This window comes from Halalkalibacterium ligniniphilum, assembly GCF_000334155.1.
In the GTDB taxonomy this organism is placed as follows: domain Bacteria; phylum Bacillota; class Bacilli; order Bacillales; family Bacillaceae_D; genus Halalkalibacterium; species Halalkalibacterium ligniniphilum.
The window spans coordinates 1-7,727 of the sequence record NZ_ANNK01000173.1 but is presented as its reverse complement, the minus strand read 5'-3'; the positions used below and the strand labels follow the sequence as shown (position 1 = coordinate 7,727).

The following is a 7,727-nucleotide window of genomic DNA, read 5'->3' as shown; positions in this document are numbered from 1 at the left end:
CGTTAAGCTCTTCAGCGCCGATGGTAGTTGGGGGCTTCCCCCTGCAAGAGTAGGACGTTGCCAAGCGATAAAGCACAATCCGATAGGGTTGTGCTTTTTTTAGTGCGCAGAAAAGGAAAAGGGAAGGAAATCGAGTAGTGAATGAAGAAAAGAACAAGTGCTCTTGCTCACATCAAAAGTAAGGAAGGATGCGTTTCTCATCAACAACCTTCCTGTAAATACAAGCAAATTCGATTTGGGATTGCCTCGCTGCTGGAATCTAAAAGTTGAAGGATAATTGGCAAATCTCCTCCATCAAAGGTATGAAACAGTTCTCCCCACCATTCTGTTTCATAGCGACAAATCATGCTCAAATTGTAGAGCAGTAAATAGTGCACGGCAATAGAGGGGAGTTTGAGTAGCTTATCCCGGTTTCGAAGCAGCAATCCAGTTGTTTTTGATTCATAGAGAAACGGAAAGCAATGATAGGGAGAAAAGGAATGTGACACAGGTACTCTCAGCCAATTCTTTTCAAGCTCAATCTTTCCATTTACGTCTAACCAAAGAGGATTGTGTAAAGAGAGAAAGTGCTCCAATCCCTTAATTGTCATATGAAAATCATCTAGCAAGGACGCTGGAATGTATAAATTCCCCTGCTTGTAATAACATTTGTGAGCATATTCTTTGTTTTTTACAGTTTGAATGGTAGGATATAATTCAGGCAATTGTAAAAGCAACTGCTCCATACAAAATTTTTCACCTTCCAATTGTTTCATGTGAAACAATTTGTCGAGAAGATGAGAAAATAGTCCATTCCGTTGCGTTTTTACTTCATCTTCAAGGAAACGATAGCCTGATTTTTTTCGTTTTCGTGTTGAAACCCCGTGAGCAAGTACTTGGGAGGTTTCTGGATACTGCGGATCTTTTGTGAGGACACAAGCTTTTATTAATTGCACCAGTCCATAAAAAAGTAAAATTGGCCTCAATTCATAAGGTGCTTTCTCTGCTTGTTCTATGAAAAGTTTCCCATGTTGAAGATGGTAGATAAACGAGTAACAGGTTTGATAACTTTTTGTATTTGCCTGGAACAGCTCTGCACGTTCATACTTATTTGCCAAGTAACGCCGAGTATAAGTAACAGAGAAAAAAGGAAGCAATGGCTCCCAAGCATTTGACCCCATGAGAAGCCCCCTATCTTTCGTCTTTCTATTTAGAAAAATCAAACATTCTATCGATTCTTGACAGTAGTTTACCCACTTGTTAAGCTACTAATAATATTTTCAGGAAAACCATGTGGAGAGGAAGGATCAGCGTGTGGGAAAATAAATTTCAAAAGGAAGGTCTTACCTTCGATGATGTGTTGCTTGTCCCTGCTAAATCTGAAGTATTGCCAAGAGATGTCTCTGTAAAAACAAAGCTTGCTGAAACGCTGCAATTGAATGTTCCGATTCTGAGTGCTGGTATGGATACAGTAACTGAAGCAAAAATGGCAATTGCAATGGCTAGAGAAGGGGGCCTTGGAATTATCCATAAGAACATGTCCATTGAAGAGCAAGCTGAACAAGTGGACCGAGTAAAGCGTTCTGAAAGTGGTGTAATTACCAACCCATTCTTTTTAACACCAGATCGCCAAGTGTTTGATGCTGAGCACTTAATGGGGAAATACAGAATTTCTGGTGTTCCGATTGTTGATGAGGAACAGAAGCTTGTTGGGATCTTAACAAATCGCGATTTACGTTTTATTGAAGATTATTCAATTAAAATTGATGATGTGATGACGAAAGAAAACCTTGTTACAGCAGCTGTCGGCACAACCCTTCAAGAAGCTGAAAAGATTTTACAAAAATATAAAATTGAAAAATTGCCCCTCGTTGATGATGACGGTGTATTAAAAGGCCTTATTACAATCAAAGATATTGAAAAGGTTATCGAATTTCCAAACTCTGCAAAAGACGCACAAGGTCGATTGATTGTTGGTGCTGCGGTGGGGGTTTCTGCAGATGCCGATGCACGGATTGCAGCACTTGTAGAAGCAGGGGTTGATGTCATTGTCATTGACACTGCCCACGGTCATTCAAAAGGTGTTCTTGAAAAAGTAAAAGCCGTTCGCAAAGCGTATCCAGATTTGAACATCATTGCTGGAAATGTTGCAACTGCAGAAGCCACTCGTGATTTAATTGAAGCGGGAGCGAACATTGTGAAAGTTGGTATTGGCCCTGGATCTATCTGTACCACACGTGTGGTAGCAGGGATTGGCGTTCCACAAATCACTGCCATTTATGATTGTGCTACAGAGGCTCAGAAGCACGGTGTACCGATTATTGCAGACGGCGGGATAAAATACTCAGGGGACATTACAAAAGCTCTTGCAGCGGGCGCACACGCTGTTATGCTAGGTAGCCTACTTGCAGGTGTAAGTGAAAGTCCTGGTGAGCGAGAAATCTATCAAGGCCGTCAGTTTAAAGTATACCGTGGTATGGGATCACTCGCTGCAATGGAAAAAGGAAGTAAAGACCGTTATTTCCAAGAAAATAATCAGAAGCTTGTCCCAGAAGGTATTGAAGGTCGAATTGCTTATAAAGGCCCATTAAATGACACGATTCACCAGCTGGTTGGGGGATTGCGCGCAGGAATGGGTTACTGTGGTACCGAGACTTTAGAACGACTAAGAAGCGATGCTCAATTTATTAAGATTACAGGAGCAGGTTTACGCGAGAGTCACCCACACGATGTTCAAATTACGAAAGAAGCACCAAACTACTCTCTATAAATAAAAAAGACATTTTTCGTTAAATAGATAGGGCCTTCCCTATCTATTTTTTTATGTGTGCTTGTGTTAAAATAGCCTCTGTGTGACAAGTTCTGGAGGTGTAATCGTAAGTGAAACAGCTAGCAGTGAAACGGATGTTTTTAGCCTTAATGGCCGTTGTGCTTGTATCTACTTTGATGATTCAACCATCGACGGCTGAAGCAGCCCTAGATTTAGAGGCTGAATCTGCGATTCTTGTAGAAGCAGATTCAGGAAAAATTTTGTATCAAAAGAACATTGATGCGATTTTACCGACAGCAAGTATGACGAAAATGATGAGTGAATACTTGATTTTAGAAGCGATTGACGAAGGACGAATCCAATGGGATCAACAAGTACCAATTAGTGATTTTGTTCGGTCTCTCTCTCTTCAAATTTCCCTTTCCAATGTCCCTCTTCGCCAAGATGAGACGTATACGGTAAGACAACTCTATGAATCTGTTGCGATTTATTCAGCAAATGCGTCGACCATTGCACTTGCTGAGCTAATTGCTGGTTCAGAAACGGCTTTTGTACAGATGATGAACGACAAGGCTGCTGAGCTTGGACTTGAAGACTATAAATTTGTTAATTCAACGGGATTGAACAATCGTGATTTATCAGGAAATCACCCTGAGGGCACGGACCCTAATGAAGAAAATATGATGTCGGCTCGTGCAACAGCGAAGCTTGCCTACAGCTTACTAAGAGACTATCCTGAAGTTCTTGAAACAGCAAGTATTCCGATGAAAGAGTTTGTAGCAGGACCAGGATCTGATGAAACGATTACGATGGAGAATTGGAACTGGATGTTGCCAGATATTCGTCCTCAATTTGATTATGAAGGAATTGATGGCTTAAAAACCGGTTATACTCAAGATGCAGGAAACGCCTTTACTGGAACGGCAAAGCGAGATGATTTACGCCTTATCTCTGTTGTGATGCGTACCGATTCAAGGGAAGCGCGCTTTAACGAAACGAGAAAGCTGTTAGACTATGGATTTAATAATTTTGAGCATGCGGAAATCCTTCCTGCTGGGCATCAGTCAGAAGGAGAAGATACACTGGTCGTTTCTGCAGGGAAAGAACGTGAAGTTTCCATTTCTACGGCTGAATCACTATCGACCGTTGTGAAGAAGGGTGAAGAAGAGCTGTATGAACCAACATTAACCCTCGATGAAAGTAAGTTAGATGAAGATGGTGCATTAGAGGCGCCTTTTGAAGCTGGACATGAGGTTGGAAAGGTTGTACTCACCTATACTGGTGAAGGAGAAGAAGAATTCCTTTTTGCCAATCAACACGATGAAGTGGCAGTGGTCACAGATGCTGCAGTTGAGCGTGCGGGCTGGTTTTCCATGACGATGCGTTCAATTGGTGGTTTCTTCTCTGGTATTTGGACGTCTGTGGCGGATACAGTCAAAGGCTGGTTTGCATAAAAAGAATAACAGGGAAACGGGCTTGGGGTTTGCGCTTAGCCCGTTTCATGCTACAATAAAAACTGAAATTTACGATAATCTAAGAACATGATAATAAGTATTCGTCAACTAAGATGATCGGTATAGGAGGAATTACACATGGTAGATACAGGGACTGACCGCGTTAAGCGTGGTATGGCGGAAATGCAAAAAGGTGGCGTGATTATGGACGTCATTAATGCTGAACAAGCAAAAATTGCGGAAGAAGCAGGTGCTGTAGCTGTTATGGCACTAGAGCGTGTACCAGCTGATATTCGCGCAGCAGGCGGCGTTGCACGTATGGCTGACCCTACAATTGTAGAAGAGGTTATGAAAGCAGTATCGATTCCAGTAATGGCAAAATGCCGTATTGGTCACGTTGTTGAAGCACGCGTCCTTGAGGCAATGGGTGTGGATTATATTGACGAGAGTGAAGTATTAACTCCAGCAGATGAAGTGTATCATTTGTACAAGCGTGACTTTACCGTTCCATTCGTTTGTGGTGCGCGTGATCTAGGAGAAGCTGCTCGTCGTATTGGTGAAGGAGCATCAATGATCCGTACAAAAGGTGAGCCTGGAACAGGAAACATTGTTGAAGCTGTACGTCATATGAGAATGATGCAAGCACAAATTCGTAAAGTTGCGTCCATGTCTACGGATGAGCTTATGACTGAAGCAAAAAATATTGGTGCATCCTATGAACTGCTTCTTGAAATAAAAGAAACAGGAAAGCTTCCTGTCGTAAACTTTGCTGCAGGTGGGGTTGCAACACCAGCAGATGCTGCACTTATGATGCAGTTAGGTGCAGACGGTGTATTCGTCGGCTCTGGTATTTTTAAGTCTGAGAAACCAGAAAAGTTTGCTCGTGCGATTGTTGAGGCAACGACACATTACGAAGATTATGCGCTAATTGCTGAGCTTTCAAAAGGACTTGGAACAGCGATGAAAGGAATTGAAATCTCAACGCTTGAGCCTACAGAGCGCATGCAAGAGCGCGGTTGGTAAGTAGAAAGGAAGCTTGAGGATAATGGTGAAGATTGGCGTTTTAGCATTACAAGGGGCCGTTCGTGAGCACGTGAAATGCCTTGAAAGTCCGGAAACGGAAGTAATTGCTGTGAAAAAGGTTGAGCAGCTCGATGATTTAGATGGATTGGTCCTTCCAGGCGGAGAAAGCACAACCATGCGCAGATTGATTGATAAATATGGTTTCTTTGAACCATTAAAACAATTTGCAGCGTCTGGAAAACCGATTTTTGGCACATGTGCAGGGCTTATTCTAATGGCAACAAAAGTTGTTGATCGAAAACAAGGTCATTTAGAGCTTATCGACATGACGGTTCAACGTAATGCGTTTGGACGTCAGCGCGAAAGCTTTGAAACCGATTTGATGGTTGAAGGAGTTGGAGAAGACGTCCGTGCGGTCTTTATTCGTGCCCCTCTCATTGTTGAGGTAGGTGCTGAAGTTGATGTCTTATCGAAGTTTAATGATGAAATTGTTGCCGCAAGACAAGGGAACTTTTTAGCATGCTCGTTCCATCCAGAATTAACGGATGACCATCGCTTCCACCAATATTTTGCTCAAATGGTGAAGGATGCAAAAGCTGAGCGTGTCTCATAATTGAAAGCGTTGAGAGGAACTAGTACTAGATGAATGCTTGCGCAGAGAGCCGGTGGTTGGTGTAAACCGGTCAAGCAACATGTAGGAATCCATCCTTGAGTGAAGCACTGAACGTTAAGTACGTGCTTCCGGCTGAACGGTCGTTATTCGTTTTAAGTGGCGTGTTACTTATGTAGCAAGCAACAAGGGTGGCAACGCGGGTGCTCTCGTCCCTTTTATGGGATGGGAGCTTTTTTGTACGTTAAAAAGTATAAATTTTTTAACATACAAGTTTTTCGACGTAGTTAAAAATGTGAGGGCCCAAGTATATCTGCAATTAAGGCTTTCGCTAGTAAGGGCTTGGCGAAAAGTCAAGTTTTGTTTATCTTTTTGTATCGTAAAGAACATTTTTTTAAGGAGGTATTTGGATGCTAGATGTAAAACGATTACGAAACAATTTTGACCATATTAAAGAGAAGCTTGCAACACGTGGAGAAGATATTTCCGGCTTGGATCGCTTTGGCGACCTTGATGAGAAGCGCCGTTCAGTCATCGTAGAGGTTGAAGAATTAAAAAGTCGTCGAAATCAAGTGTCACAAGAGGTGGCAACGCGTAAACGGGAAAAACAGGATGCAGATCAGCTCATTATCGAAATGCGTGAGGTTTCCGATAAAATTAAGCAATTGGATGAGGAGCTACGTACCATTGACCAGGACCTTGAAGAACTACTATTAACTATTCCGAATGTCCCTCATGAAAGTGTGCCTGTAGGAGAAACAGAGGACGATAATGTGGAAGTCCGGACATGGGGGGAAGTTCCAAGCTTTGAATTTGAAGCAAAGCCACATTGGGACCTTGCAACAGAACTCGGCATATTAGATTTTGAACGAGCGTCAAAAGTGACTGGAAGCCGTTTTGTCTTTTATAAAGGTCTAGGTGCTCGTCTAGAGCGTGCTCTTATCAATTTTATGATGGACCTTCATCAAAATGAACATGGCTATGAAGAGGTCTTGCCTCCGTATATGGTGAACCGTGCAAGTATGATTGGAACCGGTCAGCTTCCTAAATTTGAGGAAGATGCATTTAAAATTCGAGAAGCAGACTACTTTTTAGTACCAACGGCTGAAGTGCCAGTGACCAATTTACATCGTGATGAAATTCTTTCAATCGACCAGCTGCCGATCGCTTATACCGCATTTAGTACAAACTTCCGTTCAGAAGCAGGTTCTGCTGGCCGTGATACGAGAGGCTTAATTCGTCAGCATCAATTTAACAAGGTTGAGCTTGTTCGTTTTGTAAAGCCTGAGGATTCGTATGACGAGCTTGAGAAGCTAACGGGACATGCAGAGAAGGTGTTACAGCTCTTAAAGCTTCCGTACCGCGTCATGAGCATGTGTACGGCTGATTTAGGCTTCACAGCTGCAAAGAAATACGACATTGAGGTTTGGATTCCAAGCTATGAGTCATACCGTGAAATCTCTTCATGCAGTAACTTTGAAGACTTCCAGGCTCGTAGAGCGAACATTAAGTTTCGTCGTGAGCCAAAAGGGAAGGCAGAATTTGTTCATACATTAAATGGTTCAGGTCTTGCGATTGGCCGTACAGTCGCTGCAGTTCTTGAAAACTACCAGCAAGAAGATGGTTCCATTGTTATACCTGAAGTGCTTCGTCCATACATGGGAAATGTAGAAAAAATCGGATAATGTCAAAATGAGTGGCACCACTTGATACGATACGGTGCCGCTCATTTTTTTGTTTTAATCGACCGGCACTCAAAAAAAAAAGCTTCTAGCTCAGCTAGAAGCGCTCATTCAATTTTTATTGATTTGGCTGACGTTCACCTGATTGAATTTCTTCCATGTAGTGACATGCAGCCATGTGGCTGTCTTGCATGTAATCGGTTGAACGA

6 protein-coding genes and 1 other annotated feature are annotated in these 7,727 nt (G+C 42.5%); of the genes, 5 read left to right on the top strand and 1 reads right to left on the bottom strand.

The genetic code is table 11. The features are described from left to right. Nucleotides 1-200 precede the first annotated feature (200 nt). Entirely contained in the window at nt 201-1,160 is a 960-nt protein-coding gene (locus BLT_RS0120975) for a YaaC family protein (RefSeq protein WP_017729659.1), read from the bottom strand. A gap of 131 nt (nt 1,161-1,291) precedes the next feature. Between BLT_RS0120975 and guaB the strand changes: the two genes are divergently transcribed. From guaB to serS, 5 genes are all read left to right on the top strand, one after another. Then, the gene (gene guaB / locus BLT_RS0120970) at nt 1,292-2,749 is read left to right on the top strand and encodes an IMP dehydrogenase (RefSeq protein WP_017729658.1); all 1,458 of its coding nucleotides are present in this window, start codon (nt 1,292-1,294) and stop codon (nt 2,747-2,749) included. A gap of 110 nt (nt 2,750-2,859) precedes the next feature. Further along, nucleotides 2,860-4,203 carry a D-alanyl-D-alanine carboxypeptidase family protein gene (locus BLT_RS0120965; protein WP_017729657.1) on the top strand — a complete coding sequence of 448 codons (1,344 nt, stop codon included), beginning with the start codon at nt 2,860-2,862 and terminating at the stop codon, nt 4,201-4,203. Nucleotides 4,204-4,341: 138 nt separating this feature from the next. Next, the gene (gene pdxS / locus BLT_RS0120960) at nt 4,342-5,226 is read left to right on the top strand and encodes a pyridoxal 5'-phosphate synthase lyase subunit PdxS (protein WP_017729656.1); all 885 of its coding nucleotides are present in this window, start codon (nt 4,342-4,344) and stop codon (nt 5,224-5,226) included. A 22-nt stretch (nt 5,227-5,248) separates the two neighbouring features. After that, nucleotides 5,249-5,839 (top strand): pyridoxal 5'-phosphate synthase glutaminase subunit PdxT, encoded by a 591-nt coding sequence (gene pdxT, locus BLT_RS0120955; RefSeq protein ID WP_017729655.1) that lies wholly within the window; start codon nt 5,249-5,251, stop codon nt 5,837-5,839. Continuing rightward, nucleotides 5,840-6,056 (top strand) — a binding site (T-box leader). It begins immediately after the preceding gene. A gap of 190 nt (nt 6,057-6,246) precedes the next feature. Further along, a complete protein-coding gene (gene serS / locus BLT_RS0120950) occupies nt 6,247-7,521 on the top strand; it encodes a serine--tRNA ligase (protein ID WP_017729654.1) in 1,275 nt (424 codons plus the stop codon). Nucleotides 7,522-7,727 lie beyond the last annotated feature (206 nt).

Bases quoted from the DNA above. Each gene is read 5' to 3' on its own strand.
- BLT_RS0120975 (WP_017729659.1), bottom strand. From the start codon at position 1,160: ATGGGGTCAAATGCTTGGGAGCCATTGCTTCCTTTTTTCTCTGTTACT.
- pdxS (WP_017729656.1), top strand. From the start codon at position 4,342: ATGGTAGATACAGGGACTGACCGCGTTAAGCGTGGTATGGCGGAAATG.
- pdxT (WP_017729655.1), top strand. From the start codon at position 5,249: ATGGTGAAGATTGGCGTTTTAGCATTACAAGGGGCCGTTCGTGAGCAC.
- serS (WP_017729654.1), top strand. From the start codon at position 6,247: ATGCTAGATGTAAAACGATTACGAAACAATTTTGACCATATTAAAGAG.